20 protein-coding genes are annotated in these 25388 nt (G+C 55.3%); 10 read left to right on the top strand and 10 right to left on the bottom strand.

All coding sequences use genetic code 11. From position 1 onward, the window contains the following. Positions 1 to 16: 16 nt before the first annotated feature. The 10 genes from ACDI13_RS08750 to ACDI13_RS08705 all read left to right on the top strand — a co-directional run bounded on the left by ACDI13_RS08750 (position 17) and on the right by ACDI13_RS08705 (position 13888). Complete coding sequence (locus ACDI13_RS08750; protein WP_316988891.1) at positions 17 to 3058, top strand: hypothetical protein; 3042 nt, start codon at positions 17 to 19, stop codon at positions 3056 to 3058. A 4-nt stretch (positions 3059 to 3062) separates the two neighbouring features. After that, entirely contained in the window at positions 3063 to 4184 is a 1122-nt protein-coding gene (gene wecB, locus ACDI13_RS08745) for a non-hydrolyzing UDP-N-acetylglucosamine 2-epimerase (protein WP_316988890.1), read from the top strand. A 14-nt stretch (positions 4185 to 4198) separates the two neighbouring features. Further along, positions 4199 to 5464 carry a UDP-N-acetyl-D-mannosamine dehydrogenase gene (gene wecC / locus ACDI13_RS08740; protein WP_316988889.1) on the top strand — a complete coding sequence of 422 codons (1266 nt, stop codon included), beginning with the start codon at positions 4199 to 4201 and terminating at the stop codon, positions 5462 to 5464. Positions 5465 to 5756: 292 nt separating this feature from the next. After that, complete coding sequence (locus ACDI13_RS08735; RefSeq protein WP_316988888.1) at positions 5757 to 6716, top strand: polysaccharide deacetylase; 960 nt, start codon at positions 5757 to 5759, stop codon at positions 6714 to 6716. A 14-nt stretch (positions 6717 to 6730) separates the two neighbouring features. Continuing rightward, positions 6731 to 7693 carry a polysaccharide deacetylase gene (locus tag ACDI13_RS08730; protein WP_372373044.1) on the top strand — a complete coding sequence of 321 codons (963 nt, stop codon included), beginning with the start codon at positions 6731 to 6733 and terminating at the stop codon, positions 7691 to 7693. A gap of 47 nt (positions 7694 to 7740) precedes the next feature. After that, a complete protein-coding gene (locus tag ACDI13_RS08725; RefSeq protein ID WP_316988886.1) occupies positions 7741 to 9015 on the top strand; it encodes a glycosyltransferase family 4 protein in 1275 nt (424 codons plus the stop codon). Then, positions 9012 to 10097 carry a glycosyltransferase gene (locus ACDI13_RS08720; protein ID WP_316988885.1) on the top strand — a complete coding sequence of 362 codons (1086 nt, stop codon included), beginning with the start codon at positions 9012 to 9014 and terminating at the stop codon, positions 10095 to 10097. Before ACDI13_RS08725 ends, ACDI13_RS08720 begins: the two co-directional genes overlap by 4 nt. Positions 10098 to 10112: 15 nt before the next feature. Then, complete coding sequence (locus tag ACDI13_RS08715) at positions 10113 to 11591, top strand: glycosyltransferase (protein WP_316988884.1); 1479 nt, start codon at positions 10113 to 10115, stop codon at positions 11589 to 11591. Continuing rightward, positions 11578 to 12351 (top strand): SDR family NAD(P)-dependent oxidoreductase, encoded by a 774-nt coding sequence (locus tag ACDI13_RS08710; protein WP_316988883.1) that lies wholly within the window; start codon positions 11578 to 11580, stop codon positions 12349 to 12351. The genes ACDI13_RS08715 and ACDI13_RS08710 overlap by 14 nt, the downstream gene beginning before the upstream one ends. Beyond that, the gene (locus ACDI13_RS08705) at positions 12341 to 13888 is read left to right on the top strand and encodes an LTA synthase family protein (RefSeq protein ID WP_316988882.1); all 1548 of its coding nucleotides are present in this window, start codon (positions 12341 to 12343) and stop codon (positions 13886 to 13888) included. Before ACDI13_RS08710 ends, ACDI13_RS08705 begins: the two co-directional genes overlap by 11 nt. A gap of 40 nt (positions 13889 to 13928) precedes the next feature. Here ACDI13_RS08705 and ACDI13_RS08700 read toward each other — a convergent pair whose 3' ends face one another. From ACDI13_RS08700 to ACDI13_RS08655, 10 genes are all read right to left on the bottom strand, one after another. Next, on the bottom strand, positions 13929 to 14309 hold the full coding sequence (locus ACDI13_RS08700; RefSeq protein WP_316988881.1) for a PIN domain-containing protein: 381 nt from the start codon (positions 14307 to 14309) through the stop codon (positions 13929 to 13931). A 5-nt stretch (positions 14310 to 14314) separates the two neighbouring features. Next, positions 14315 to 14626 carry an antitoxin gene (locus ACDI13_RS08695; protein ID WP_042485857.1) on the bottom strand — a complete coding sequence of 104 codons (312 nt, stop codon included), beginning with the start codon at positions 14624 to 14626 and terminating at the stop codon, positions 14315 to 14317. 117 nt (positions 14627 to 14743) lie between these two features. Beyond that, positions 14744 to 16315, bottom strand: a complete 1572-nt coding sequence (pgi, locus tag ACDI13_RS08690) for a glucose-6-phosphate isomerase (RefSeq protein WP_316988880.1) — start codon at positions 16313 to 16315, stop codon at positions 14744 to 14746. A gap of 44 nt (positions 16316 to 16359) precedes the next feature. Next, on the bottom strand, positions 16360 to 17412 hold the full coding sequence (locus ACDI13_RS08685) for an FAD:protein FMN transferase (RefSeq protein WP_316988879.1): 1053 nt from the start codon (positions 17410 to 17412) through the stop codon (positions 16360 to 16362). A 32-nt stretch (positions 17413 to 17444) separates the two neighbouring features. Continuing rightward, positions 17445 to 17960 (bottom strand): nitrous oxide reductase accessory protein NosL, encoded by a 516-nt coding sequence (locus ACDI13_RS08680; protein WP_316988878.1) that lies wholly within the window; start codon positions 17958 to 17960, stop codon positions 17445 to 17447. Continuing rightward, positions 17957 to 18787 carry an ABC transporter permease gene (locus tag ACDI13_RS08675; protein ID WP_316988877.1) on the bottom strand — a complete coding sequence of 277 codons (831 nt, stop codon included), beginning with the start codon at positions 18785 to 18787 and terminating at the stop codon, positions 17957 to 17959. Before ACDI13_RS08675 ends, ACDI13_RS08680 begins: the two co-directional genes overlap by 4 nt. A 3-nt stretch (positions 18788 to 18790) precedes the next feature. Continuing rightward, complete coding sequence (locus ACDI13_RS08670) at positions 18791 to 19702, bottom strand: ABC transporter ATP-binding protein (protein WP_316988876.1); 912 nt, start codon at positions 19700 to 19702, stop codon at positions 18791 to 18793. Further along, positions 19686 to 21026: a nitrous oxide reductase family maturation protein NosD gene (locus ACDI13_RS08665; protein WP_316988875.1), complete on the bottom strand. Its 1341-nt coding sequence runs from the start codon at positions 21024 to 21026 to the stop codon at positions 19686 to 19688. The genes ACDI13_RS08670 and ACDI13_RS08665 overlap by 17 nt, the downstream gene beginning before the upstream one ends. A 7-nt stretch (positions 21027 to 21033) precedes the next feature. Next, positions 21034 to 22938, bottom strand: coding sequence for a TAT-dependent nitrous-oxide reductase (gene nosZ / locus ACDI13_RS08660; protein ID WP_094197951.1), 1905 nt, complete (start codon positions 22936 to 22938; stop codon positions 21034 to 21036). Positions 22939 to 23000: 62 nt separating this feature from the next. Next, complete coding sequence (locus tag ACDI13_RS08655; protein WP_316988874.1) at positions 23001 to 25256, bottom strand: 4Fe-4S binding protein; 2256 nt, start codon at positions 25254 to 25256, stop codon at positions 23001 to 23003. Between the last annotated feature and the right edge of the window lie 132 nt (positions 25257 to 25388).

The raw sequence follows: 25388 nt of genomic DNA, 5'->3' as shown, positions 1-25388 counted from the left end.
TTTGGAAAAAAACCTCATGACTATCGAGCCTGTTACTCAGCCTGTGCCGGGTGGGGATGAGCCAGAGACTATGCAGCTTCATATCCTGCAGGATGAAAACCGCCTTTTATTGGAGCAATTGAAGATTGTGCAAGAGGAGCTGGAGCGTATGCATTACCAGCCGCAAGTAATTGCGGCCAATGTGGTGCCTACTGTGATTCAGATTGCTCCTGTGGATGAACGGCTGATTCAGATTGAAGCCGAAAATATACGTTATCAGGCGATGCTGGAGGCTCAAGGTGAGTTGAATGAGTTACAGGCTCGTTATGCATTGCCCAGTCGTTTGGGGGATATTCTGATCGAGGGGACGCGATCGGCTGGGGCGTTCTTCTCGGTGCCGGGGCGTTTGCATCGGGCATGGCGGCAGAATCGACATGGATCCCCTTCTGCAGCATTGGGGGGGAAATCTTTTGATAAAGTCATTCAGGCATACCAAAAAGGCGGACAAGGCCAGGTGCAGGAGTTGTTAAGTCGAACGACTGCTTCCAATGCGGTCCAAGCAAATGCTTGGACCGCTCTTGCTCGTACTTTGATGGAAACGGAGCCTGCAGTGGCTGCTTCAATGGCAAGCCGGGCTTATGCACTGGAGCCACGAGGTTTTCGGCAGAAATGGTTGGCTTTCCGTTTTCATGAGGCTGGGGATTTTATCAAGGCAGAGGCTTGGCTTGAACTTTTGCCGCAAGATGTACCGTTCACCGAATCAGAGATGCGCCATAAAGAGCGGCTGTTGAAGCAGGCAGTGCAGTACCGTCAGGAGCAGGCTCGTCTGCGTTATGAGGTGGATACTCAGCAACAACAGGTTCAATTTCAGTGGGAGAAGCTGGCTCAAGCGCGTGACGCATTGGCAGGAACCGTCGAGCAACAACGAGCACAGTTGGCTAGCCTGCATACCCAGGTGCAAAACCTGGATCAAGAGCGGGTTGCGCAAATGAATGTATCGCAAGAGTTGCGTGTGCACTCTCAGTGGCTGGAGCAGGAGTTGGCTCAGTTGCGACAAGACCGGGACTTGCAGATACAACGTGCTGATGAATTGCAAGCACACATGCAAGCATTAGCTGAGGAAGCAAAGACATACAAGCAGACCAGTCAGCAGCAGAGTGTGCTGATTGAGCAGCAAGAACAAGAGTGCATCGGCCTCAAGCAGAGTATTGAGAGTTTGCAGCAATCAGTTCGTGATGAAAAAGAGCAGGTATCGCAGTGGTTTGAGCAGTGTCGAGTATTGCAAGCCGGTTTAGCCGAGGCATTCCAGGAGCGAGATCGACTGCAAGAGCTGGAAAAACAGCACAACGAGCAACAAGCCTCGCTGTTGGCGGAACTGGAGTCCTTGGCCCTTCGTCACGATGAACAGCAGCTTTTTGCCGCTCAAAAACAAAATGAGTGCGAGTCTCTGCGCTTGGAGATTAGCGTTTTGGAGGCGCGGCTACAGGAGCATCTGGAGCTTCAGAGTGAAGAGCGGCAGCAACATGCTGTTCTGCAGTCTCAATTTGCGACATTAAATGAAAATCATGAGTATCACTTGGGTTTGCTGAACCAGAAGCAAAGTGAGCATGAGGCTTTAAGTCTGGATGTTGCTGCCTTGCAGTTGAAGTTGAATGAGCAAACGGAGTTGCTGGAAAAAGAGCAGCAACAAAATGAGTTCTTGCAGTCGGAGCTGGATGCTCTTGGTTTGCACCATGATGAGCAGCAGGCACTGACAGCGCAGGCGCAAAGTGATTGTGAGGCACTGGCGCTGGATATCAGCGCTTTGCAACTGAAGTTCGATGAGCAAACCAAGCTTCTGGAGCAGGCTAAACAGCAAGCAGAGGCTGCTCAGCATCAGGCAGAAGCTGTGTTGGCAGATCAGGAGAAAATCAGTGCTCTGAGGACTCAAGAGCATAATGAGCGGCTATCAATACAAACTGCGCTGGATGCCTTGAAACTGGTATGTGCAGAGCAGACTCAGTTAGCGGCACAGCGTCTGGACCGTTGCGAGTCTGTCCAGATGGAATTAAATGCCATGACCACAGCGCATGCTGAGCAGGCTGCTTTGGCTGCACAGCGACAGGGTGAGCTATTGCAGCAGGGGCGAGAGCAACTGAGCCTGGAGAAAGCGAGGGCAGCTTTAGAAAACAAGCAGCGGGAGCTGGAGCAGAAATTGATCGCTCAGATTGAGCGCGAGGCAGGCTTGATTCAGGATTTGAGTAAGCAAGTTCAAGGTTTGGCTGCGCGCGATTTGATTTCACCTGAGACGCTGCAAGGGATGTTGACAGCGCAGGCAGAAGAGTTGGCCAGAGCGCATCGCCAGATTGAATTGTCCGTACAGAAAAGCAGTCTGAATACGGCTCGCCAAATTCAGTCTTTTGTGAGTATGCAGGAGTATTTTGCAACGGGCGTTTTGCCAGCCTTCAATAGTGAAAGCCATAGCTGGCCAGTGTCTGCCGATTTTGCGTTTTGTCTGATACAGCGTTTGGTACTCGAGCAATACGATTTGGTGATCGAGTTCGGCTCAGGCATGTCTACCGTGATTGTGGCACGAACATTAGCCTCCATTGCTGAGCGACAGCAAGCTGCCTCGGCTCACTTTATATCCTTTGACCATTTGGAGGCCTATTACCAGCAGACCTTGGGCTATTTGCAACAAGCTGGTCTGGAAAAGGGTGTTCAGTTAACTCTGGCTCCATTGCAAGAGTGGCAAGGTGCCGATAGTCAAACATACTCCTACTACAGTTGCCAATCTGCTCTGGCGCAATTGGCTAAACAAAAGAAAGCCTCCAGAAAACGTATTTTGGTGATTGTAGATGGCCCCCCAGCAGCAACAGGTCCCAAAGCTCGTTATCCTGCGGGCCCCATTGTGATGCAGCACTTTCCGGATGCCCACATTGATTTCTTGATGGATGATTTTATTCGTCAAGATGAAAAGGAAGTTGCCAAACACTGGCAGCGTGATGTGAAGGCTGCTGGCCTATTGAACGCTGTACGAAATTTCAAGCTTGAAAAAGACGCCTGTTTAATAACTGTTCACCCTAAAGATACAAAGTAATTTTATGAAGATTTTGACTGTATTTGGCACACGACCGGAAGCTATCAAAATGGCTCCGGTGGTTAAGGCCTTGGCTGCCGACTCAGCATTTGAAGCGCGCGTTTGCGTTACTGGCCAGCACCGTCAGATGCTGGATCAGGTTCTGGATATTTTTTCCATCACACCTGATTTTGACTTGAATCTGATGAAGCCAGGCCAGGACCTGTATGACATCACTAGTAATGTGCTGTTGGGCATGCGCGATGTCTACAAGCAATGGCAACCAGACATGATCCTGGTGCATGGTGATACGACGACCACGATGGCTGCTGCCTTGTCGGCCTATTACGCCAAGATCAAGGTTGGGCACGTAGAAGCTGGCTTGCGTACTCACAATAAATACTCGCCTTGGCCAGAGGAAATGAACCGTCGCCAAGCGGGCGTGTTGGCTGATGTGCACTTTGCTCCAACCGAGCAATCGCAGTCTCATTTATTGCATGAGGGTGTGGATCCCAAGACGGTGCATATTACAGGCAATACCGTCATTGATGCGCTGCTGGATGTAGCCGCGCGCGTACGTCAGGACTCGGAACTGCGTAGCCGTTTTGAGGCTCAGTTCTCTTTTATCAATCCAGCCAAACGCTTGGTTCTGGTGACGGGGCATCGTCGTGAGAACTTTGGTTCTGGCTTTGAAAACATCTGCCTGGCTTTGCGCCAGATTGCCTCCCGTGGCGATGTGCAGGTGGTGTATCCCGTGCACTTGAATCCAAATGTTCAGGAACCAGTACGTCGTATCTTATCCGACGTTTCCGATGTTCATTTGATCGAACCACTGGATTATTTGCCCTTTGTTTACCTAATGGATCGTTGCGACCTTTTGGTTACCGACTCCGGGGGCATTCAGGAAGAAGCGCCTTCGTTGGGCAAACCGGTATTGGTGATGCGAGACACGACCGAGCGCCCAGAAGCCGTGGATGCAGGAACGGTGCGTCTGGTGGGAACAGAAACTCACGCCATTGTCAGCGCAGCCACGCAACTGTTGGATGACGCCGCTGAATATGAGCGTATGGCGCGGGCGCACAACCCTTATGGGGACGGCAAAGCCGCCACCCGTATTAGCGAAATTCTAAAAACTTTGATCTCTTGATTCGGAAAACCAGCATGTTTGAAACTCTCTCCATGATCGGCCTGGGCTATATTGGCCTGCCTACTGCAACATTATTCGCCTCACGCCGCAAAAAAGTCATTGGCGTTGATGTGAACGCTTACGCGGTCGACACAATTAATCAAGGCCGGATTCATATTGTTGAGCCTGAACTGGATATGCTGGTGCAGGCTGCCGTACATGGCGGTTACTTGCGCGCCACGCTGACTCCAGAACCTGCTGACGCGTTTCTGATTGCCGTCCCAACTCCTTTCCTGGAAGGCAACAAGCCTGACCTGAGCTATATCGCCGACGCCGCTAAAGCCATTGCACCCGTGCTGGCCAAAGGTAATCTGGTCATTCTGGAGTCGACGTCCCCTGTTGGTACGACTGAACAACTGGCCCAATGGTTGGCCGAAGCCCGTCCTGATTTGAGTTTCCCTCAGCAGGCAGGCGAAGAGGCTGACATTCAGGTGGCCTATTGCCCAGAGCGTGTTTTGCCAGGTCGTGTTGTTCATGAGTTGGTGAGTAACGACCGCGTGATTGGTGGCATGACTCAAAAAGCGACCGAGATGGCAACTGAGCTGTACCGAATTTTTGTGGAAGGCGCTTTGGTACCAACCAATGCCCGTACCGCTGAAATGTGCAAACTGACCGAGAACAGTTTCCGCGACGTCAATATCGCATTTGCCAACGAGCTGTCCCTGATTTGCGATCGCTTGAATATTAATGTGTGGGAACTGATCAGCCTGGCTAACCGTCACCCACGCGTTAATATTTTGCAGCCTGGTGCCGGGGTGGGTGGTCATTGCATCGCTGTGGACCCTTGGTTCATCGTGGACAAAACACCTGAAGAGGCTCGCATTGTTCGCTTGGCTCGCGAGATCAACGATTACAAACCTGAGTGGGTTGTAGAGAAAGTTAAAGCCGCTATTGCCGGCGTGCTGTCGCTGCGTCCTGATGCCCGCATGGCGGATATCAAGGTGGCATGCCTGGGTTTGGCCTTTAAACCCGATATCGATGACCTGCGTGAAAGCCCTGCTGTGGGTGTTGCCAAGAAGATTGCCAGTCTGGGCTGCAAAGTACATGCCGTAGAACCCAATATCAAAGAATTGCCTGCCAAGCTGCAAGGTACGGGTATTGAGCTGTCTGCTCTGGGTAGCGCGCTGGCTGATGCCGATGTTGTCTGCATTCTTGTCAAACATCACCCATTCATCGAGCAAGTTGCTGAAATCCGCAAGCATGCTCAGTGCATTGATGTTGTTGGGTTGTTTGCGGAATAAGTTGGCTGTCTTGCTGTTTAGCAAGCAAAGTGGTTCGGGCCTCATTGACTATTGCGCAAGCGTCACGAGATGTAGGCTTGAACTGCTTTGAGTAGTAGGTTGAATACTTTGGAGCGAGGAGTCAGGCTAGCGTTGGTTAGACATAAGCTGTTGCAGTGCGTTTAGTGTTGTGCTTGCGCTCGCTCTATGTGGTCAGTTGTTTTTAACCGCTTTCGTGCTGTCCTGAACGTGCTGGACTAGCATTCGGGAACGTTTTTTGTGTTTTGTTGTTCCGTTAGGTTGTGAGCCCGCTTTGTTCTCTTTTAATCGCTATGTTCTGCTAACGGTAGATACTGAAGCCTTGCCAAGGCGCGCACAGGATAAGCATGTCCAGCGTTTGGTCTGGGGGGAGTATACGGCGGGGAGCGCGGGTATTCGTGAGATGTGTGCGATTGGTGATGAGTTGGGTGCTAAGCATGTGTTCTTTACAGACTTGTGTGCTACTTTGGGACAACAGGCACAGATGTTGGAGGCTGTTCGCTGGCTTGATAAGCAAGGACAAGATGTACAGTTGCATGCTCATCCTGAGACGTTGCCAAAACAATTCTGGACGGAGCACGGTCTGGAGACACTCCCTAAGTTAATGAACGAATATCAAGACCAAGCTCGTGCCGAATTCGTCTTCCGACACTTCGGCAAGCTGATCTCGGACGTCACGGGCAAACCTATTCTCGCCCACCGCGCCGGTTCGTTCCGTTGGAATGCCCTCACAATCCGTGCTTTGCGGGCCGTCGGTATTCCCTTGTCGTTCAACCAGTCTATGCGGGCCGCCTTGTTGAAACGCTGCCCAACAGGTCAGCCTGATTGCTTGCCTTACGCCTGGTCGAACGGAACGATTGAAGTCCCGGTAACAGAGCGTTTTACACCCGGAGGGTCGGATGCCAAACCAGACCGCTGGTCCAGCCTGACTTATCCGGAGTCTTCTTATTTTCAATATGGTTCGCGGCCTACGACTTTCTGGAAGGATCCTCTGTGGTCTTTACCCAAAGTCTCGGTGGTGTTGATGCATTCCTGGTCTTTGTTGGATCTGGATGAAAATGGCCATTTCCACTACACCAACGACCGTTTGCTGGAGGGCTACCGCCTGTTCTTGCAACGAGTTGTTAAGGACTACGACGTGATCACCACAGCAGATTTTTTGGATCTGCAGGCGCGGGGTAAAATCCGCCTTTCGCGAACAGTTAACTTAGAGCAGGTAGAAACACAGGTATGAGGGATCGCTACGCAATGATTACGGTCGATACAGAGGCTCTGCCCAAGCGCGCCTCTGACGATCATGTTAATCGTCTGATCTGGGGGCGATTTCCTAAGGGGACGGCCGGGGTGGCCGAAATGTGCAAGATCGGTGACGAGTTCGGCGTCAAGCATGTGTTCTTTACGGACTTGTGTGGGGCATACTCGCGGCTCGATGAGTTGAAAGAAGTGGTGCGCTGGCTGGATGAACAAGGCCAGGATGTGCAACTGCACACCCATCCGGAGTACTTGCCTGACAGCTTCTGGAAAGAGCATGGTTTGTCGAACCGTCCTCAGTACATGAACCAGTACACCGAGCAGGCTCGTGCCGAGTTTGTGTTCAGGCACTTTGCGGGTTTGATGTCCGAGGTAACAGGCAAGCCGGTTCTGGCGCATCGTGCGGGTTCGTTCCGCTGGAATGCGGATACGATTCGTGCGCTAAAGGCAGTGGGTATTCCTTTGTCTTTCAACAACTCTGTATGCGCTGTCCATAACAATCAGTGCATTTACAGCAAGCCCACGAACACGCCTTTTACTTGGTCCAATGGCGTGATTGAGGTGCCCATGACCGAGAAACGGATTCTAGGTAAGGTAGGCAAGCCAGAGTGGTGGGCTCGCCTTACTTACCCAGAGTCCAGCTATTTCCGCTTCCGTCCCTGGTGGGGGCAGTTGCTGTTGAATACGCTTAGCGGCAACCCTTCCTTTGCTGTCTTTCTGCTGCACTCCTGGTCCTTGTTGTTCTGGGATGAGAATGGCTTGGGTGAGTATCGTGACGATAGCCGCATGGAAGGCTATCGCAAGTTGCTGGCCCGTCTGACTAAAGACTATGACGTGATTACGACGGCAGAGTTTCTGGATTTGAAGGCTCGCGGAAAAATTGTTGTGCCTGATACGGTGGACTTGTCGCTGGCAGAGCTGCAAGCAGAACCGGACAATAAAATTCAGAAAAAGGCTTGAGGAAAATGCTCTTTAAGTTATGGCGTGGGCTGTTGCGGGAGCCTTGGATGGCTCTGAGCCGGCGTTTGACCTTGTTGACCGTGCGTCGGCAAACCCGACGCGGTCAGCGCCGCGAGACTCCTTACGAGCCTGTGCCAGGACGTTTGCTGTATGTGCCTGCTAGCGCCTTGCCGTACCACATCAGTGGCTACACCACCCGAACCCATGAAATTATCCGCGCCATGCAGGCGGCTGGTGGAGATATCTGCGTGCTGACGCGCCCCGGTTATCCATGGGATCGTAAAGACAGATTAGTGGATGCCGATCAAGATGAAACCCTGGTGGATGGAGTGCGCTACGCGCACGCTCGCAACCCCTCCAACAAGCGCCCCGTCATGCAGTTCGCCATCGAAGCCGCCGCCTCCATCGCCCAGGAAGCCATCAAGCAACGTGTCGCTGTCATCCATGCCGCTTCCAACCACGTTAATGCCTTGCCAGCCTTGATCGCCGCGCGTCAGTTGGGCATTCCGTTCCAATATGAAATGCGTGGCTTATGGGAGCTGAGCCGAGCCTCCCGCATGCCGGAGTTTCGGGACTCTCAAGGTTTCAAGCAGGGGTTGGAGCTGGAGGGTCTGGTTGCCAGTCAGGCAGACCGTTTGTTTGTTATTTCCGAGCAGTTGGGTCAATATGCTCGCGAGCACTGGAATGTGGACCCGGCACGTATGGGTTTGATGCCCAATTGCGTGGATCCCTCGCGCTTTACGCCTGGTGCTGCTCAGGATGTGCAGCCCAATACCATTGTCTATGCCGGTTCCCTGATTGTTTATGAGGGGCTGGATGTCTTGATCGACGCCGTGGCGAATTTGGTGGGCCGTGGCAAGGATGTGACCCTGACCATTATTGGAGATGGGGAGGCGCGCGCTCAGTTGCAGGCTCAGGTGCAAAGTCTGGGTATGGAACAGCACGTGCTGTTTGCGGGTCGGGTCTCGCCTGAAGAGGCCCGCGCTTTGCAGGCCAAGGCTGCATTGGTATGTATTCCTCGTCGTCCTTTTGAAGTGTGTCGCATTGTGCCTCCCATCAAGCTGGTCGAGGCGATGGCGATGGGCAAACCTGTTTTGGTGCCGGATTTGCCGGTGTTCAAGGATGAGGTTGGGTCGTGCCGTTCGGTACGCTTTTTTAAAGCAGGTGATGTGCAGGACTTGGCCCGGGTGCTGAATGAGACGTTTCAGGCGGGGTCGGAGGTCTTGGCGCAGGACGGTGCCTTGGCACGTGAAGAAGCCTCGCAGCGTCGCAGTTGGGCGGACTTTGTGGTGCATGCTTTGCCGGCCGGGGCTAAGTCATGATTGGCCGCGCCATCCGGGCTTTGGGGGCGCGTATTTATACGCACCCCACCGTCAGCGAAGGCGGCAAGCCCGCAGGGCCGTTTGGGCAATTGAAAGTGGCTTTGGTCTCGGACTACTTTACGGCAGACTGCCTGTCCGCCGAGTGCTCGATTCGTATTCTTAGCCCGCGCAATTATCAGGAGGTCATCTCCTCCTGGAAGCCTGATCTGCTTTTTGTGGAGTCCGTGTTTCATGGGCTGGGTGGCGCGTGGCGTTACGAACTGGCCAAGCAGTCGCGGCTGATCCGTTTGCGTACGCCTCGCACGATTTACAAGCTGGTGCAGTTCGCTAAAGATCAGGGCGTGCCCACGGTGTTCTGGAACAAGGACGACGGGGCGTACTTCGAGCACTTCATTGATGTGGCCAAGGCCTTTGATTATGTATTCACTACGGACAGCGATTGCTTGCCGCGCTATCACGCTCGCTTGAGCCCTGATGTGCCTGTGAATACCTTGAGTATGCCGTACCAGCCTGCGTTTCATCATTTCACGGGCTTTGAGTTCACACGCAAGGAAGGCTGTTTTACCGGCAGTTATTACCGCCGCATTCTCAGTGAGCGTCGCCGTTTTCTGGACATGATTTTTGGGGCCTGTGAGGATGCTCAAATGCATCTGAATGCCTACGACAGAAATCACGACAGGCTGTCCCGGCATATTGAATTCCGTTTTCCACGCTCGACTCATGTGCAGGTGCATGGTCAGGTGCCGCACCGCGAGACCGGGCGTATCTATAAAGAGCATGTCATGTGCCTGAACGTGAACTCGGTTACGGATTCTGACACCATGTGCTCGCGCCGCTTGCTGGAAATTCTGGCCAGTGGGGGCATTGCGGTGACCAACCCCGGTCGGGCTGTGGATCGTTATTTCCGAGACTTCTGCCATGTGGTGCATTCTCGTGAGCAGGCCAGTGAATTGTTTGCCCGTTTGCGCCAAGGCCCCTCTGCACAGGATTGTGAGCGTGCGGCGGCGGGGGCGGCTTATGTGCGCCAGTTCCACACCTGGGAGCATCGCCTCCAGGAGTTGGCTGATGTGGTTGGCTTTTAGGGTGCGCTTGTTTCCATGATTGTGAGCATTTTTGCGTACCTGATTCAGGCGCTGTTTTTGCTGGTTGTCGGGGCCTTTGCCTTGTACGTGGTTCTGGAACTGCGGGTACTGCTGATCTCGCGGCGGGTGGAGCGTCGCAAGTTAAGCGAGCTGGTGCAGACGCCTGCCGCCTTGCAGCAGGATTGGTATCCCAAGGTCAGTGTTCTGCTACCGATTTATAACGAGGCTGCCGTTGTCGAGCGTCTGATCGATGCGGCTTGTCGTCTGGACTATCCGGTATCTGCGCTGGAAATTCTGGTGCTGGACGATTCAACAGACAAGACGGCGCTGTTGGCTCAGAACAAGGTGAGTCAACTGGCCAGTCAGGGTGTGCCTGTTCGACGCATTCAGCGTGCAGATCGTGCAGGCTATAAGGCCGGGAATCTGGTGCATGGCATTCAGCATTCCCAGGGCGAGTTTTTTGCGATCTTCGATGCGGACTTTTTACCGCCCGCTGATTTTTTGCAGAAAACCATCCCGCCTTTCAAGGACGAGAAACTGGGGTTTTTGCAGACGGGCATTGGTTATGAAAACCGCGACCATTCTTTTCTGACCCGCTTTCAGGCCATGGAAATGGGGCACCAGCAGTATGTGACGGTGGGGCTGAGTGAAGACGGGGATATGGCCTCCTTAAGTGGCAGCTCCTGTGTCTGGCGGCGCGCTTGCGTGGAAGCTTTGGGCGGCTGGAATGCCTCCACCATTACCGAGGACGTGGATCTGGGCTATCGGGCCCAGTTCGGGGACTGGAAGTACGCCTATTTACGCGATGTGGTGTCCATGTCCACCTTGCCCGAGAACATCAGTGCCTTCCGTGTGCAGCGGGAACGCTGGGGGCGGGGGCTGATACACAGTGCCTTCAAGCACCTGGGCCAGATGTGGCAGCAGGATATGCCCTTGATGAAGCGCATGCATGCGTTTTCCATGATGTTTTCATCGGTCATGCTGGCGTCGATTTATGTTCTGATTCTATTGAGCCTGCCACTGAATTATTTGCTGGATTTTGATCATGTGGTCTTGCTGTGGGGCGCGCCACTATTCTTCTTGCTGGTGGCTGTCTGGGCGTTGAATAATGCCTTTGGGGCTCGCAAGGGCGCGCGTTTTGATGACCGGCCTGGCGTCTTAGGCACCTTGTGGCACACCTATTTGTATGTCGCCATGTTTCCGCCTATGGCTTGGTACTATTTTGTCGGTGGCGTACGAGCCGCCTTCAAGGTCTACGGTGAATTTAACCGCACGCCCAAAGGGGTGGGTGAGAAGGCGGCAAGACAGCCCCGCATCAATCTGTATTTGCTGATTGGTGAAGTGTTCACCTTCCTGTATTCGGCATGGGCTATGTATGTGGCCATACGCATGGGTAATTACTTGTTGGTTCCCTTGAACGCGACGGTTTGTGTTGGTTTTGGCATGGTTTTGTACTGGTCCTTTCAAGAAAGGAGAGCACGTGGGCGTGGCTGAACCTGCAGGGCAGGAACGGATTCTGATTACCGGCGCCACCAGTGCGATTGGTGGCGCGTTGGCGCTTTACTATGCCAAGCCCGGTATAGAGCTGACTCTGCATGGTCGCAATGTGGCGATTCTGGAGGCTGTGGCCGAGCGTTGTCGACAGGTGGGCGCGCAGGTACAGATTTATCAGTTGGACCTGCGTGATCTGGGTGCCTTGCATGCGTGGTTGTCGCAATGTGCCGCGTTTGATCTGGTCATCGTCAATGCAGGTATGAATATCCATGTTGGCCCCAATGGCGAGCCGGAGGCCTGGGAAGATACCGAACTGCTGCTGGATATCAATGTGAAGGCCTCGCTGCGGGTGGTGCAGTCCGTGCTGCCTGCCATGCGTGCGAGAGGGCGCGGTCAGATTGCCTTGATGAGCTCCTTGGCCGCTTACTTTGGCTTGCCCTCCACGCCGTCTTATAGTGCCAGCAAGGCGGCGGTTAAAGCCTATGGTGAAGGCTTGCGTGGTTGGTTGGCGCCAGAGGGGATCAAGGTCAATGTGGTGATGCCAGGCTACGTTAGCTCGCCCATGTGCGATGCCATGCCCGGCCCCAAGCCTTTCTTGTGGAGTCCGCAACGAGCTGCCAAGCGCATTGCCCGTGGTCTGAAAGCCAATAAAGCACGTATCAGCTTTCCTTTTCCTTTAAACCTTGGTTGCTGGTTGCTCGCCGTGCTGCCCGCCCGTTTGTCTGTCTTTATTTTGAGCAAGATCGGTTATGACGCTTGAGCCCGGATTCTGGACTGCAATCCTGGCGGCTTTGTCGGGACTGGCTTTGACAGTCGGGTTGGAGCGTTTTTTGCAAACGGCAGCCAGTTTGCGTCGTCCCGCAGCGGCCTGGGCTTTGCATATTGGTTTGTATGGCTTGGCGTATGTCGTGCTGGTTTTTGTGCTGGGGCGGCCTATCTTTGCCACGGCCTTGCTGTGCGCTTTTTTTCTGCTGCTGGTCGTGGTCAGCAATGCCAAGTTCAAGGCGTTGCGTGAAGCCTTTGTATTTCAGGATTACGAGTATTTTACGGATGCGATCCGTCATCCTCGGCTCTACATTCCTTTTCTAGGATGGGGTAAATTCTTTTTGGCGGCAGCGGGTTTTATAGCTGCTCTGATGATTGGTTTATGGCTGGAAGCCGTGCCTGCGCTACGGGCAGCCTGGACGGGGCAATGGGGAGCCTTGGCGCTAATCGCTGTGCTGAGCCTGGGTTTGCTTTTGTGGGGCAATAGGGCGCGCTTGATGGTGCAGATTGCACCGGAGCAGGACGTGCAGGCCTTGGGGCTGTTAGCCAGCTTCTGGCGATACTGGCAGCAAGGGAAGGAGCGCCCCCGTGTGTTGTCGCCTTTTGAAGGTGTTGCTCCAACGTCTACGTCTGTTTTGTCCGGCGCGGGTTCCTTGGCTGATTTGCCTCATCTGGTTTCCGTGCAAAGCGAGTCTTTCTTTGATGCCCGGCGAATTTCTGATGGAATTCGGCCAGAGATTCTGGCGGAGTTCGACCGCTTCAAATCCGAAGCGGTTTCCAGCGGATACTTGCAGGTTCCCGCCTGGGGCGCGAACACTGTGCGCTCGGAGTTTTCCTTCTTGAGCGGTATTGAAAACAGTACTTTGGGTGTGCACCGCTTCAACCCTTATCGCGCAGTATGCGCGGGATGGTCCGTGGCGACTTTGGCCTCCTGGTTGAAGCAGCAGGGTTACCGGACGATTTGCATTCACCCTTATCCCGCCAGTTTTTACCAGCGTAATCGCGTATTCCCACTGTTTGGGTTTGACGAGTTTTTGGACATCAAGGCTTTTGCTGATGTGGAACGTACCGGCCCTTATATTGGTGATCTGGCGGTGGCAGATAAAGTCGCCAGTGTGCTGGGGCAGGCTAGAGGGCCGGTATTCATACACGTGATTACGATGGAGAATCACGGGCCTTTGCACTTGGAAAAAGTTGCAGCGGGGGATATCGAGGCCTTGTACCAGCAAGCCCCCCCGCCAGGTTGCGAGGATCTGACGATTTACTTGCGTCACATCCGCAATGCTGATGCCATGCTGGCACGTCTGCGCGGGGCCTTGAGTGCATCGGATCGGCCCGCCAGCCTGTGCTGGTATGGTGACCATGTTCCCATCATGCCTTCGGTCTACGCGGCCTTGGGTACGCCGTGTGGGGATGTGGATTACTTTATTTGGAGCTCGACGGGCAATCAGACAAAAACGCCGCATCGGGATGCGGCGATTCATGATCTGGCGCGGGAGTGGATGTGCTTTAGTGGATTGATGGGTAAGTAGACATTTTCTCCGATTGCGGCACTGGTATCTATTATTAGTTTTAGTACCAATCGACAGCCTTGTCTGCCAGGGCGTTATGCATTCCCGCATCGCTGGATACCAAGATGGCTCCTATTGAATGGGCATGGGCTGCAATCAGCATGCCCATATACGACAGTGAGCGACCTTTGGCTTCTATTCCTACACGGAAAGTTGGATAAACATCAGAAACGGAGTCATCCCAATCCAGCACAGTCATCGTGCTTAGCAGGGCTTCTGTTGTTGCCTGCAAGGTAGGTCTGGACTTCTTGGCAAACCCATACATTAGTTCAGCAAGCACAATATTAGAGACAAAAATAGTGCTGGGACTGTGTCCCAGCATGGTTTCTCTTACCTTGCCCCTGTTCATGGCAGCGTTCGAAACTGCATTGGTATCTAGCATGTAGATCATTCTTCCCACCCTGCGAAGTGATCTTTCTCGGGAGCCGGCTCTTTGTCTCTGTTCAGATCTTCCAGGAAGCCTTCGAATTCAGCAGGGTCAGTATTAGCGGCAACATTAAGGAAGTGATCCCAGCCCCTTGGTTTTGAGGACAGAATGACATCGCCAGACTCTTGATCTCGTCGTATGAAGACTCTTTTCCCCTCGAAGCGAAAACCTTCTGGTAAACGCACAGCCTGACTATTTCCGCTCATGAATACGCTTGTTGTCTTGCTGGTAGGGTGAGCTTTCTTGGCGGGTAGTTTTATGTTTGTACGCATAGTTACCTCCATAGCCTGTATATACGAATAGTATACACGCAAAGGTTGGCGAGAAAAATGGAACCGTATACCGTTGATATAAAAAGAAATTAGTTGGATGAAGCTCAGAGGATGACTTTAGTTCTTGAAAGTCTCTATCCAATGCCGAGTAGACGCATCATGTTCAGCAGACATTTCTTTCTCTCCCGACAGCTCCTGCAAAATCCCGTTTGCCAATACTTTGCCGTACTCCACCCCCCATTGGTCAAAGGGGTTGATCCCCCAGATCAAGGCCTGCACAAAAATCTTGTGCTCATACAAGGCCAGCAGGGCGCCTAGCGAGAAGGGGTTCAGGCGGGGCAATACGATCAGTGTGTTGGGGCGTCCGCCCGAGTGCACGCGGTGGTGGGCCAGCTCGGCAGCTTGCTCACCCAGACCTTGTTTTTCGCATTCGGCCAGGGCTTGCTCGTAGGTCTTGCCACGCATCAGGGCTTCGCGCTGTGCCAGGCAGTTTGCCAGCAGCAGGTTATGGTGCTCGGCCTGATTGTGATCCGCCTGCTGGCACACAATAAAGTCCACCGGAGCGCCATCGCTGCCTTGGTGCAGCCATTGGTAGAAGGTGTGTTGTGCGTCTGTTCCAGCCAGCCCCCAGACGGCTGCACCTGTGGCTAAGCCAACGGGTTCGCCGTTGGTGGTGACAGACTTGCCCAGAGACTCCATATCCAGTTGCTGAATGTAGGGCACCAGATTGCCCAGACGGAAATCGTAGGGCGAGATATTCAATGAGCCATAGCCCAGCACACTGCGGTTGACGACACCGGCCAGTGCCATCTGCACAGGTACGTTAGACGCAACAGGAGCCTCCTGAAAATGCTGGTCCATGGCTGCAGCGCCTGACAACATCCCGGCCACCACGTCACTGCTAACTGCTAAGGCCGTGGTTAAGCTGACTGCCGACCACAGGGAGAAGCGGCCACCTACCCAATCCCAGAACTGGAAGATGTTTTTTTGTGGAACACCCCAATGCGAGGCGGTTTCAGGGCGGGCGGTGACCGCAACGATTTGTTCATAGGGGTTGCCAACGCCCGCGGCTTGCAGCCATTCCAGGGCGCGCTGTCCGTTCTTGAGAGTCTCGGTCGTGGTGAAGGATTTGGAGGCGATCACGATCAAGGTGTCGTGAGGGTCCATACCCGACAAGGCATGTTCCAGCGCATGGCCGTCGATATTGGCCAGGAAGCGCACATTGCGCCAGCTATGGCGATAGCCAAAAGCCGCCAGGGACAGACGCACGCCCCAGTCGCTGCCACCAATACCGATATGAATGATGTTGCGCCAGCGGCGCTCGGAGTCGGCTACGCGCACGAATTCGTTCATGCGCTCGCGTTCTTTGGCAACTTCCGCCGTGGGGGCGGGCGCACGCAGGGCGCTGTGCCAGGCGGCACGTTGTTCTGTATTGTTGACGATGCCGCCGTTAAGCAACTGTTTGCGCGCCGTGTCGAAATGGCGGGCTGCCAAAAGGGCGGCCCCGGCAGCCTGTAGCTCTGGCGAATGCCGCTGTCCACTCAAGTCCACTTGCAGGCCTGCTGCCTTCAGGCAATGCAGGTCCAGCGCGTAACGGTCGGACTGGCGTGCTGCCTCGCAAAAACCGGCCCATTCTGGCAGACCGGGCAAAGGGGCAGCACAGGGAAGGTCTGGAGAGTGTACGGACATGGAGATTTAGCCTGCAGTAGACGAAACCGCCATTGTACGAGGCTTTATCGGGCTTGCGCGTCTGCTGGTAAGCGGGTTTGTCTTGGTGTTGACGAGTGCATGGCGACAAGCTGATCCCCATCGTCGGGTAGCACCCAGGCCCGCACACTGGGGTCGTTTGCCAGAACCCGCGCAATGGCTGAGGGCGACATCCATGAGAAGGCCGTGGACAGGGCGTCGGCAATCGTGGCATTCCCAGCCACGACAGAGACACTGCGATACAAAGGTCGGGCCTGACCATTGGCGGGGTTGAACAGATGGGTAACCGATCCATCGCGGCTAAGCGACGTGCCTGACCCCGATGAGGTGCTGACTGCCTGATTGTGTACATCCAGACTCAACAAGCTGGCAGGCTCTGCTTGATCGCCTGCCAGACCGACGCGCCAGGGACGATTACTCGGAGCCATACCCAGGCCACGTATCTCGCCCATATCAACCAGGGCGTGTTCCAGGCCTGCCTGTTTCAACTGCTCGGTGATGCGATCAGTAATGTAGCCTTGGGCTATCCCGTTCAGGGTCAGGGCCATGCCAGGGTGCTGTAGCTGGACAGTGTCATCCTGAATGTGGATGGCTTGGTAGCCCACTTGTTGCAGCGTCTGCTTGATCTCGGCGGCATTGGGAATGGAGGTTTGAATACTGTGTTGAGCGGCCTGACTATACAGTTCCCAAAGCACCTGCACGGTGGGATCAAAGGCCCCGTTCGTTAATTCACTCAGGCGCTGTGACTCCAGCAGCAAGCGCGTCAGATCACCGGGGGCTTGCTTCAGATAGCCGTCGCGGTTCAGACGTCGCAAGGCGCTGTCTTCCTGATACAGGCTGAAAATTCGCTCCAGCCGTCGCACCTCGGACAGGGCCTGATCGATCAAGGTCTGTGCAAAAACCGGGTCGGGATGATGGATATGCAGTTGTGCGTCCGCACCCAAAGCCACGCCTTGCCAGGAGCTGAGCGGGGTAGTGGCCGCTTGCATTGCTTTGGCGGCCCACGGCACGCAAGTCAGTGCGCTGGTTGCGGCCACGATACCGATAAAACGACGACGGGAAACAGGAGTAGAAGTCATGGCAAATACCTGGGATCAGGAAGAGGAGCGTTTCAAGGCAGCGCGACTGCACCGAAGATGTAGTTCTCCGGCATGTCGGCAAAGCGAACCACTTGGCCGCCATGCTGTTGCTGGAAGTCCTTGGCGGCCTGCTCCTGGCTAAAGGGCAGGGCATCAATGGTGCCCATGCCGCCGGTATAGCGGCTGTAGATCAGATACCAGGCCTCTTGTGCCGGTATCCAGGCTTGTTCAGGGAACTGGCCGTCCTGATCGCGCTGGGCCATGTCTTGCACATAGGTGGCGGCGATGGCTTTGGACTCTTCAGGCAGCATGGTGTAGGCAAAGACCTCGCGTATGGTGGTGAACCAGAGTGGCGCTTCGCGTTCGCGCAGAAGAATCTGCCCTTTGGGGCCTTGATGCTCGAACAGGTACATGCCGCAGTAGTGGCCCACGGCGGTTTGGGGAATCTGGACGACGGGCGGCGGTGGGGCTTGTATGGGTTCGGGCTGACCGCAGGCAGCCAGTATCAGGCCCAGGCACAGCAACAGAAAAGTGCGTAGTTTTTTCATAGTGTTTTTTTGTTGAATACCAGGCTTGCCAGACCAAAAGGCACGGCGATCCACAGCAGTAGAACGCTCATCAAGACGCTGGCGGGCAGGCGAGCCTGTTCGCTTAAACCGGCCATGCCGGCAAACATGGCGACATTCTCATAGCCGGTCAGATTCAGCAGGCGGTACACGTCGGTGGGGTTGAACAGCAGGATGATGTTCAGCCAGGAAGCGGTGATCATGGCGCCTTGGTCGGCAACCAGAATACCTAGCAGAGCCATGTCATAAATCACCACGAAGAACAGCCAGATACCGATGGCCAGACCTGCCGCCGTTGCCCGTTCTCTGACCAGGGTGCTGATGAAATAGCCCAAGGACAAGAAGCTGGCACCGAGCAGAATGCTGGCGCCCATCATGGCCAGAAAGGGTGTCCAGACGCTGAAGTCCAGGCCGCCATGTGCTACTTGCAAGGTGACGCCTGCCAAGCCGTAGCCCACCACCGTAGACAGGCTCAGGATCAGGGCATGGCCCAGGAATTTACCGACCAGAACCTGCCAGCGATGGACGGGATAGCTAAGCAGCAAGGACATGGTGCCGCGCTCGATCTCGCCCACAATGGCGTCGTAGGACAGCAGCATGGCAATCAGCGGGATCAGGAAAATAGATAGGCTGGACAGGCTGACAACCGTGACTGTCAACGGATCTACCTTGACGCTGCCGGTGGGGGCGCTGCCCAGAAACCCCAGAGACAAAGCCAGTGCCGCCAGCAAGAGGGTGACGGCCAGTACCCAACGATTGCGCAATCCGTCGCGCACTTCCTTTTGGATGATGATCAGGACAGGGTTCATGGCTTAGTAATCCTCGCGCTTCAAAAAGTGCGCATACAACTCGTCCAGACCGGGGGATTCCAGTTCCAGGTCGGTCAATCCTGCAATGGCATGCGCTTCGCGCAGAATCTGGATTTTTTCGGCTTCGGTGCAATGACGCTCCAGACGATTGGCACCGATGACATTCCAGTGTTGTGGCACAGAGTCGGAAATTTGCTCCACGGTCAGGCGAATACGTACCGGCAAGCCCGCGTGTTGGCGCAGTTCGGACAAGGTGCCATCGGCAATCTTGCGCCCCTGTTGCATCACGATGATGCGGTCTGCCAGACGCTCCATTTCGGCCAGCGCGTGGGTGCTGAGCAGGATGGTGGCCCCGGCATCGCGTAGTTCTTGCACGATCTCGTAGAACAGCAGGCGGGAGGCTGGGTCCAGGCCCGTTGTAGGTTCGTCCAGCAAAAGCACGCGGGGTTTGCCCAGCAAGGTTTGGGCCAGTGCCAGCCGTTGGCGCATGCCTTTGGAGTACGTGCCTACGCGTTTGTGAGCCGCTTGGGCAATGCCGACACGTGCCAGTAAAGCCTGGTTGTCACGGGTCGGCAGCCCTTTCAGGCGGGCGTAAAACGCCAGTGTTTCGGTGCCGGTCAAGGCAGGGTGCAGGGCGACGGTTTCAGGCAAGTAGCCGATATGGGTTCGCAGCCGGGCCGCTTGGGACGAACCAGCGTCATGATCCAGCAAGGTGACCTTGCCTTCATCAGCACGGATCAGGCCCAGAATCAGCTTGATGACGGTACTTTTGCCTGCACCATTGTGGCCAGCCAGCACCGTGCATTGGCCGGGATAAAGCTCGAAGTTCACTGCGTTGGCGGCGCGCTGCTGACCATACAGCTTGCTGACATTGGCCAGTGAGACAGGGGCGGGACCGTTATTGGATGAAATCATGATTGGCCTTGTAGCGCTCCCAGACGGGATTGTCGGGCGCACGCATCAGCGGTGCGCTATCGATGATGCCGCCAGGCAAAATGGCGGGAAATTGAGTTTGCGCCCAGCGCACAATGGAAACAGCAGGGCTGTTCAAAAGCACGCGTGCCGAAGGAGCTCGCCAGACCAGTTGTTCAACAAGGCCATTGGGGCGATAAGCGGTGTCACCAATGCCGTCACCGTTCAGGTCAAAGGCGCTGTGATCGCTCCAGTAATTGCCCCGGTCCTTGCTGGACCACTCCAGGTAGCGGGTGCCCACATACTTCACCTGATTCTGGTTCTGGATGAAGGCGTTTTCCGTGATCTCATTGCCCTCGGAACCGGCGGTGTAGTGCACCCCGATCTGGGTGTTCTGAATCAGGTTGCCGGAGATCTTGTTGAAGTTGGCGTTGTAGAGAAAAACGCCTTTTTCGGCACCGTCCACAATGTTGTCAGTAATGCTTGATTGCTGAGCCGCATTAAGCATCAAACCTTGATGCGTGCTGTTGATACTGATGTTTTCACGGACCGTCAGGAACTGCGAGAACATCAGGGCATACGCAATGTCATTGCCGATGGAGACATTGCTGCTGACTTCACTGTTATTGGTGTACATGTAGTGCACCGCATAGCGCAGTTGGGTAAAGCGGTTATGGCTAAAGACGTTGTCGCGGCTGGCATTGGAAAAAATTCCGTCGCGACCCCAGGAAATATCGTTGTTCAGGATGCGTGAGCCGGGGGAGTTCCATACCGTGACGCCATTGCCGCGCTCGTTCAAACGCAACTCTTTATTGCCCACGATGGTGTTGTGTTGCACCAGCGCGTTATGGGGCCCCCAAACATACACCCCCACCAGGTTGTCGAGGATGTCGTTGTGTTCGATCAGGGCATTATGGGCGGGTTTGTCCAGGAAGATGCCCGCATCCATGTCGGGCAGGCTCAAGCCGGAGTGACGCACGGTTATCTGACGTATCTGCACATCTTCCGCCTGAACCCACACCGTGCGACCTTCACGTTCGCCCATCAACACAGCTTGCCGGTTGCTGGGGCCTTGAAGCGTCAAAGGTTTGTTCACGATGATATTGCCCTGATACGTGCCGGGGGCCAGCATCAGGATGTCGCCGGCTTGGGCGGCATCGATAGCGGCTTGCAGCGCGGTATCGGCAGGCACCTCAATGGTGGCCGCTTGAGCCATTAGGCTACTGGCCGCCAGGGCCAGGGCCGTCAGCGGCTTGATGGCCAGCCTCAGCGCCAAGCTGGGGCGCAGGCACCGTGCACGGGCGGGGAACAGGCGGAAAGGCTTCATGTCACCGTCAGGCTTTGGGTTTCACATTCATCTGACCGGACATTTCCATGTGCAAGGCGTGGCAGAACCACTGGCAGTAGTACCAATGCACACCGGGGCGGGAGGCCGTGAAGGTGACCGAGCTGGTTTGCTGCGGTCCAATTTCCATGGCCACGCCATAGCCGGACAACGTGAAGCCGTGGGTCAAGTCTTCGATCATCTCCATATTGGTGACGACAACGGTGACTTCATCGCCTTGATTGACCTCAAAGCTGGGCACGGAGAACACGGGTGCCACGGCGGTCATGTAGACCCGTACCTTGTTGCCATCACGGATGACTTTGGAGGCACCTTCCAGGGTGACCCCATCTTTTTCGGCCATTTTCCGTGCACCATCCCACCAGGGGTCGTCGCGGGTCCAGACGCGCTTGGGTCGTACCTTCTCGGCGGCAACCAGCAGCATGTCGTGTGGTTCGGCAAAGCTTGGGCCGTCGTGAACCAGCTTCATCTCGTCGCCTGAAATATCGATCAGTTGATCGTTTTCTGGTTTGAGCGGGCCTACGTTCAGGAAGCGGTCTTTGGAAAACTTGTTCAGTGACACCAGCCACTTGCCATCGGCCTCTTTGGTCTCGCCCATGGTGGTGTGGTTGTGACCGGGCTGGTAATGAACGTCCAGTTTCTGGATGATGGGATCGACGTCCTTGCCCTGGTAGGCTTCAATCGCCTTGGCGATATTCCACTTCACGATCTGGCTGTCGATAAACAGGGTGGTGTAGGCATTGCCACGGCCATCATAGGCCGTGTGCAGTGGGCCCAGGCCCAGTTGAGGTTCGGCCACGACGCAGTCGCGTGCTTTGATCTTGTCGGCAAACAGGTCATCCAGGCGGCGCACATCAATCATGGTGACGGTGGGCGAGAGTTTGCCGTTAAAGACCACGTGGATGCCGTCGGGGCTGGCATTGCAACCGTGCGGGGAGTTGGGCACGGGAATATAGCGGGTGTAGCGCGAGCCTTTGCGGCCATCCAGCACTTTGACGCCCTGTATCTCTTTGAAGTCACCTTTTTTGACACCGTCTTCAATGGCCTTGAGGTTGAACACCACAGCCCAGTCCTGCTCGTTGGCACTCATCTCGCCGACATCCACTCCCTTTTCGGAGTTGTAGCAGGTGGAGAAGGCGTATTTGCCTTGATAGTCGGCGTCGCAGTTGTCCAGGTTGCCGTCTACGATCACCTGCCAGGCGATTTCCATGGTGTCGCCATCAATGGCGGTAAACACCGAAAAATAGTTTTCTTTGGGGTTACCAAAGATGGTGCCGTTATTGGGCAGGGGGACAATGTGCTCGCCATTGCAGAACACATAGCCGGTGCGGGGGTAGCGTTGGGGGCGCAGGCCGTGTACACCGTCGGCATTGGGAATCTCGATAATTTTGTCGCACTTCATGACATCGCAGCGCACCCGAGCCACGCGGTTATTGGCCTTGTCATTGATGAAGATGAAGCGCCCGTCGTAGGTCCCGTCGGTAAAGGACATATGGGGGTGGTGAGCGTCGCCGTTAGGCAGGATGCCGCCCAAGGTATCGGCAAAAGCCAGGGTTTCAGGCGTCAGGTTGGCGCGCATGATCTGGCGACTTTCGTTGGTGATCCCCCAGCCGGTGGCACTGCAGATATTGAAGATCGGGATGCGCATCAGCTCGCGCATGGAGGGGAGCCCCATGATGCGGATTTCGCCAGACTGACCGCCGGAGTTAAAGGCGTAGTACTGGTCCAGTTCGCCCGGCTCGATATGGGCATTTTGCCCGTTTGGTGCCTTTTTAGTGTCGGCCAAGGCATTGCCAATGTGGGTGGCGCTGACCACCGCAGCGCCGGATAAGGCGGCGGTGCCCAGAAAGGCGCGGCGGCTCAAACCTTGTTTATCCTGCTTGTTCTCGGACATGGTGTGATTTTCCTTGTGTGTAATGACGTGACCGACTTGGCGCTGGGACGCGCCCAGGCGTCTCACGGCGTGGCGGGGGTGGAATCAGTGCTGTCTACGCTACGTGGACGCACGGTAGGGCGGGCAGCAGCATCGTCTTGCAGCGAGCTGGCAACGGCGATGGGAGCCGGTTTATCTCGCTTGCGTTTGGCGATCTTTTGAATCAGGTGCGGGCATTTTTTCTCGTGGTGATACAGCATCTGGCAGTTCAGACATTGGATGCACTCATTGGGATTAATCGGGCCTTCGGGCTCGATGGCTTGTACGGGGCAGTCGGTCGCACAACGCTGGCAGGGGTTGCCACACATGGGGTAGCGCCGCAGCCAGTCAAAAATGCGCAAGCGGGCGGGGATGGCTAAGGCAGCACCTAGCGCACAGAGGTAGCGGCAGTAAAAGCGTTCGATGAACAGGCTGGCAATCAGCAGCAGGACGGCAAAGATCGTGAAGGGCCAGTCGCGGATGAATTTCAGGATGATGGCGGTCTTGAAGGGTTCGACTTCGGCCATCTTTTCGGCCACGGCCATGTCGTACAGGGCAAAGCCAAACAGCACAATGAAGATCACGTACTTGATGGAAACCAAGCGTTTATGGGCGTTGTAAGCCACCTTGATCTGGGGAATGCGCAGGAAGCGGGCCAGCTTGTTGGCCAGCTCTTGCAGTGCTCCGAAAGGACAGAGCCAGCCACAGAAGGCGCCCCGGTTCCAGAAAATCAGAGAGATGGCGGTGGCAATCCATAGGATGAAGACCAGTGGATCCATCAGGAAGTATTCCCAGCGGAAATCGGTGCGCAAGGCGTGCGAGAAGGTCAGCACATTCACCACCGAGAGCTGGGCCGAGGCGTACCAGCCAATCCAGATCAGGGAAAAGAGCAGAAAACCGATGCGAAAGCGTTGGTAAAAGACCTCGTGCTTGGTCAGCGTGTCCTGGAAGAAAAAGACACCCCCCAAGGTCAGCAAGGACAGCAGCAGTACGGCAATCTGTATTTTCTTGCCGGCCCAGATTTGCTTGTACAAGGGTTGGCTGGCGGTTTCCAGGTCATCGTGCTCTGCGGCTTCGGGGGCCGTTGCAGCGGGAGGGGGCGCCGTCAAATAGGAGTCAGGAAGCTGGTAATTCAGGCTTAGCGTGACAAAGGCTTTGTCTTTGACGCTCAGGACGCGCTGCACCAGCAGTTGCAGCCGCCAGGGCAGAACGGGGTCAAAGGTGGCGGTAGCCGGGATCTTGAACAGGGCGGCTTCTTTGAAGTCCGGCGCGCCTGCGGCTTTCACGCCGGGTAGACGTTGGTGATCCAGGTCGGTGAAGTGAAAGCTGTCCAGGTCCTGGATGACTTCGATCCGGTCGAAAATTCCGCCGCGCACATAGCCCGATCCCTTGAAGGAATACAGCCCATTGCCTAACACCAGCATGGCTTGCTGGCCGGGTTTTAACTCTTGCTGCAGGTAGTTGTAGTCGGCCTCGCCCAAAAGACTTTGCCCGATACTAGGTACGCTGACCAGTGCGGCGTACAGATCAATAAAGGTGTCTTGCGGATTGCCTTCCTGCGGATGGGCGGCGGCCTCTGTGCGGCCATTATCAATAAAGGCCTGGTTGATGTCGGCCACGCTGACATGCAGGCGTTGGATGGCCCCGCTTTGGAGCAGCTCGTCCCAGTTGGAGATAGTGTGATTGCTGGTATCGATGCTGCGTTTGACGGCGGCTGGTGCCGTGGCGGGGGCGGCAGGCTGGCCTATGCCCTCTTGCCGGGCCACCAACTGGGAAGAGCGCATGATGCTGTCGCCCACGACCATCAAGGTCACGGTGGCACCGCTGATGATATCGACGGGTGGCGGTGCGCCGGGTTTGGGACGGTTCTTGATGTAGTTCTGGCCGATATAGCCTTGAATAAAGGCTTCGACGCGCGACTCCGGAATACCGATCAACACGATGGGTTCATGGTGTTCCAGCAGCCTGGCGGCGACGATGCTGCCATCCATGCTCATGGCAACCAGAGTGTCGATGGGGAAACTGGAGTAACCACGGGTGTTGACGATGTCGGTCGTCACATACACATACCCTAGCTGCTCCTGATCCTTAAAGACTTTAGCAACAGGCAGCGTGCCTGCGGGCTCGCTGGTGTGGGTGGCGGTGGGAAAGATCTTGTTGAGGGCAATGTCCGGCAAGAAATGGGCAATGCGCGAACTGGAGTGTGCCGGGGGACTGCTCAGACAGGCTGCCAGTACAAAAAGCAGGAGCCAGATAATACGGAATTGAACATACCGGGCAACGCGAGTGAGGGACGTCATTTCTTACCACCTGCAACAAGATTCTTGCGAGATGGTAGGGGTTACCCTTTGTTTGCTCTTTGTGTCAGAGCAAGGACAGATTCTGACAAGAGTGGGCGCGGGTCAGTGTCAGTCTGTCGCTGATTTGCGATA

Origin of the sequence: Alcaligenes faecalis, assembly GCF_041521385.1 — a bacterium.
Classification (GTDB): Bacteria; Pseudomonadota; Gammaproteobacteria; order Burkholderiales; family Burkholderiaceae_B; genus Alcaligenes; species Alcaligenes faecalis_E.
This window is presented reverse-complemented; position numbering and strand designations above follow the sequence as displayed.

Coding starts and splice junctions, on each gene's coding strand:
- ACDI13_RS08750 (WP_316988891.1), top strand. CDS start 17: ATGACTATCGAGCCTGTTACTCAGCCTGTGCCGGGTGGGGATGAGCCA.
- wecB (WP_316988890.1), top strand. CDS start 3,063: ATGAAGATTTTGACTGTATTTGGCACACGACCGGAAGCTATCAAAATG.
- wecC (WP_316988889.1), top strand. CDS start 4,199: ATGTTTGAAACTCTCTCCATGATCGGCCTGGGCTATATTGGCCTGCCT.
- ACDI13_RS08730 (WP_372373044.1), top strand. CDS start 6,731: ATGATTACGGTCGATACAGAGGCTCTGCCCAAGCGCGCCTCTGACGAT.
- ACDI13_RS08725 (WP_316988886.1), top strand. CDS start 7,741: ATGGCTCTGAGCCGGCGTTTGACCTTGTTGACCGTGCGTCGGCAAACC.
- ACDI13_RS08720 (WP_316988885.1), top strand. CDS start 9,012: ATGATTGGCCGCGCCATCCGGGCTTTGGGGGCGCGTATTTATACGCAC.
- ACDI13_RS08715 (WP_316988884.1), top strand. CDS start 10,113: ATGATTGTGAGCATTTTTGCGTACCTGATTCAGGCGCTGTTTTTGCTG.
- ACDI13_RS08705 (WP_316988882.1), top strand. CDS start 12,341: ATGACGCTTGAGCCCGGATTCTGGACTGCAATCCTGGCGGCTTTGTCG.
- ACDI13_RS08700 (WP_316988881.1), bottom strand. CDS start 14,309: ATGCTAGATACCAATGCAGTTTCGAACGCTGCCATGAACAGGGGCAAG.
- ACDI13_RS08695 (WP_042485857.1), bottom strand. CDS start 14,626: ATGCGTACAAACATAAAACTACCCGCCAAGAAAGCTCACCCTACCAGC.
- pgi (WP_316988880.1), bottom strand. CDS start 16,315: ATGTCCGTACACTCTCCAGACCTTCCCTGTGCTGCCCCTTTGCCCGGT.
- ACDI13_RS08685 (WP_316988879.1), bottom strand. CDS start 17,412: ATGACTTCTACTCCTGTTTCCCGTCGTCGTTTTATCGGTATCGTGGCC.
- ACDI13_RS08680 (WP_316988878.1), bottom strand. CDS start 17,960: ATGAAAAAACTACGCACTTTTCTGTTGCTGTGCCTGGGCCTGATACTG.
- ACDI13_RS08675 (WP_316988877.1), bottom strand. CDS start 18,787: ATGAACCCTGTCCTGATCATCATCCAAAAGGAAGTGCGCGACGGATTG.
- ACDI13_RS08670 (WP_316988876.1), bottom strand. CDS start 19,702: ATGATTTCATCCAATAACGGTCCCGCCCCTGTCTCACTGGCCAATGTC.
- ACDI13_RS08665 (WP_316988875.1), bottom strand. CDS start 21,026: ATGAAGCCTTTCCGCCTGTTCCCCGCCCGTGCACGGTGCCTGCGCCCC.
- nosZ (WP_094197951.1), bottom strand. CDS start 22,938: ATGTCCGAGAACAAGCAGGATAAACAAGGTTTGAGCCGCCGCGCCTTT.
- ACDI13_RS08655 (WP_316988874.1), bottom strand. CDS start 25,256: ATGACGTCCCTCACTCGCGTTGCCCGGTATGTTCAATTCCGTATTATC.